Annotated in this window: 2 protein-coding genes; both read right to left on the bottom strand. The window is 51.7% G+C overall.

Going from position 1 to position 2,879, the window contains the following annotated elements; translation table 11 throughout:
- Window positions 1-385: 385 nt before the first annotated feature.
- Complete coding sequence (locus BM062_RS24830) at window positions 386-841, bottom strand: SMI1/KNR4 family protein (RefSeq protein WP_092402399.1); 456 nt, start codon at window positions 839-841, stop codon at window positions 386-388.
- A gap of 16 nt (window positions 842-857) precedes the next feature.
- A partial coding sequence (locus BM062_RS24825) for an HNH endonuclease signature motif containing protein (RefSeq protein WP_139220211.1) occupies window positions 858-2,879 on the bottom strand: 2,022 nt, incomplete at its 5' end.

Here is a 2,879-nt window from a genome sequence, read left to right as displayed (position 1 = left end):
TCGTATTTGATGTCGGCCAGCTGGTAGTAAATCCGGTTTGCCGGCGCGTCGGCTGTGGTGTAGGACTCGCGGGTGCGGTTGCCCTCTTCGTCATATTCGAAATACGACAGCATATTGAACGCATTGGAACACAAAATATGTCATTGCAAGACCTGACCCTGATCCTCAATGGGTGACCCCGATCCTTGTGTTACCAATGCAATAAGTGAGATAGACTTGATCGCTAGGCCGCTCGTTCTTGCTCTTTATAGGGAGCAGCGAGCGGCCATTGGCGTGCGATTTCTGGACGCTGTCGGTAGCCAGTTTAAATGCCCCGTCTGGACATAATTCAATCCTGCCAGAATATGAAATATGTCATTGCAAGAGCTGCCCCCGATCCTTTCTCTTATTCGTTCTCGTCTGAGACAAGAGAATTCAAGAAAATTTCGAGATTATCTGCTAGACACACTACAGCCCTTGAAGGGTCATCGTAATAGTCAGATTGATAAAAACAAATTGCGCCGATTTTCCCCGGTTCCAAGCTATAGCAAAAATAATCCCCACCTGAGTCACTTGCTATCGGAATTAAATTCTTTGGGAAAAATTCATTCCCCTGAATGAGATCGACATAGGTATCCTCAAAACGAGTTCCACGCATGCCGTGCTTGATCGGTAGAAATTCATTCACAGGAAAATACTCGTCTCCTCGCGGGAACAAATTTGGCACGGGCCTACCTCCATTAAAATGAAGGTAGTGTTGTCTTAAGTCTTCAGGAAATGAAAATCCAAAACGGGTTTCTAACTCATTCAATTCGACATCGCTAACGGAAGGCGCGACGTCAGTAATTTTTAAAGCAGTCATATCAACTCTCTTTCATTTATCGCCTGTAAGGGACACCATTCAGTTGTTCCCACTGAAAGACGGAACCTTTGTGCGGGATAGTCGCATTATGAGCGCCCCTCTCAACCAATTCCAACGTAGATGTTCCTGTGGCAGGATTAAAATCATCAACGTGATGCCAAACATACCCGCTCGGTGAATCAGCGCCTCGAGGCACTAAATCTTGTAGGCCAGCGGCCTCGTTGGCTGCTTTAAAGTCAAGTCTTCGACTACCAGTCATTTCGAGGTTCAACACGTTCTGTTGTCCCTCCCGTATGGGAAACAGATAGTCAGTCTTGGCAAATGTTGGACCACCGTTCGGTGTCACCTGTACCCCTGGGTACCCTTTCTCGGCAGCCCTAGCATGCAACACCAACTCTTCTGTCGTGTTTGCCCCAATACTACCCTCGGTCGATAGTAATTTCCTTCCGCTTAATTCAATCGAACTTGAATCTCCGAGTGCCCCAATCTGATACCTAACGCCAACTGATATTCCACTTGCGGAACCAGACGGAAATGCCTCCCCCATGAGCCGCATCCCTGAACCGGCTAACTGCAAGCCTTTTCCATAGACAAACGGACTGGCAAATTCGCCGACAAAACCGCCCAGTCCTTGCACCGGATTGGCATAAGGCAGCAGTTCTCCGCTAGGCCACTGTGATGTCGATTGTTTAGCAATATTATATGCATCCGACGGATCAACGCCAGCCTCCGTTAAACCATTCATGTATAGGCCTTGCTGCAACGTGCTGGCAATGCCCATCACCATTTTCGGGACGCCATTGACTATACCGTTCCTGACACCCTTTCCAAGGTCCCAAATAAAGTCTCCAACATGACCCATTTGCTCCCCGTAGCTCATCTCCGTCTGTACCGACTCCGCTGCGGGACTCCTAACATCGCTCCGGCTGTATCTGCCCGTTTGCACCATTTCCGGCTCACCCTGATCATTCAAGTTCCATGCAGGATTCAGCGGTTTAAGACCGGAAGACGGATCGTTTTGATACGGCGCCGCGCCTTGGATGTCATACCCGTCCCGGTCCACTGGTGTATCAATAAACCGCGCCCTTGCCGGATAGCCGCCCCGAGTCAAATCCGCCGGTGTATAACCGCCATAGCTGGTCGTCGCCAGCGGTACATCAGAGTTGCCAAAACCGTCGGCAAGTTGTGGTTGTACAGCAGGCCGATTTACATCATCAATGCCGTAGATTTTCTGGGTACTGACTGCAGTCATCTGATCGGCGATCGAATTGCCAATGGTACTGGCTGCCACATCCCGTAAAATCCCCGGCAAATTATTCTGGAAACTACCGCCTCGCACCAAACCGCTGGCCACACCCGCAGCTAACCCGGCGGCAAGGTTACGCGTCATGGCTTGCCCTACATCATTCGTCAGCATCCCACCAGGCGTCGCCTGCAATCTGCCAATACTGTCTGCAACCCCTGCACTGACCCCAGTAGCAATCGCAGAAGCAGCCACGCCACGCCAATCAAAATGGCTTTGCAATCCGATAGCCACTCCAACGCCCTGAGTGACCACACTGCCGACAGCACCTTGCGCCAAACCTCGCACAAAGGCATCGCTGCCCGCCATCGGTATACCCTGGGTTACACCTGCTGTTACGGCCCCTCCAATGGCTCCCATTGCCACACCCTTCCAATCGAATCCTTTCTGCTCACCCCCAGCTATTAATACACCTTGAGATGCAACTGTTGCTGCAGCACCGGCAGTGGCGCCACTGAGCAAGCCCGGGCCCATAACGTAGCCAGTATAGGCAGCCACAACAATCGCCACGACCATGGCGAGGAATTGTACAAAACCACCACACCCGCCGCCCGATGACGGCGGAGGCGGCGGCAACGGCTCTGTCGGCAAATACGGTAAAGTATCCCCAATCGCCTGCCCCGGGTTATAGACCCTGAAAGTCGACGCCGTATTATGGAAGTTGCTGACCTTGTTAGGAATCGAGATCACCTGTCCGGCCGCAATGTGGTCGCCATTGGTCAGCCCGTTGGCATC

This window comes from Collimonas sp. OK412 (assembly GCF_900112135.1).
GTDB classification, from domain to species: domain Bacteria; phylum Pseudomonadota; class Gammaproteobacteria; order Burkholderiales; family Burkholderiaceae_D; genus Collimonas; species Collimonas rhizosphaerae.
The sequence above is the reverse complement of the archived record's forward strand: the minus strand, read 5'-3'. Positions and strand labels throughout refer to the sequence as shown.

Bases quoted from the DNA above. Each gene is read 5' to 3' on its own strand.
- BM062_RS24830 (WP_092402399.1), bottom strand. From the start codon at position 841: ATGACTGCTTTAAAAATTACTGACGTCGCGCCTTCCGTTAGCGATGTC.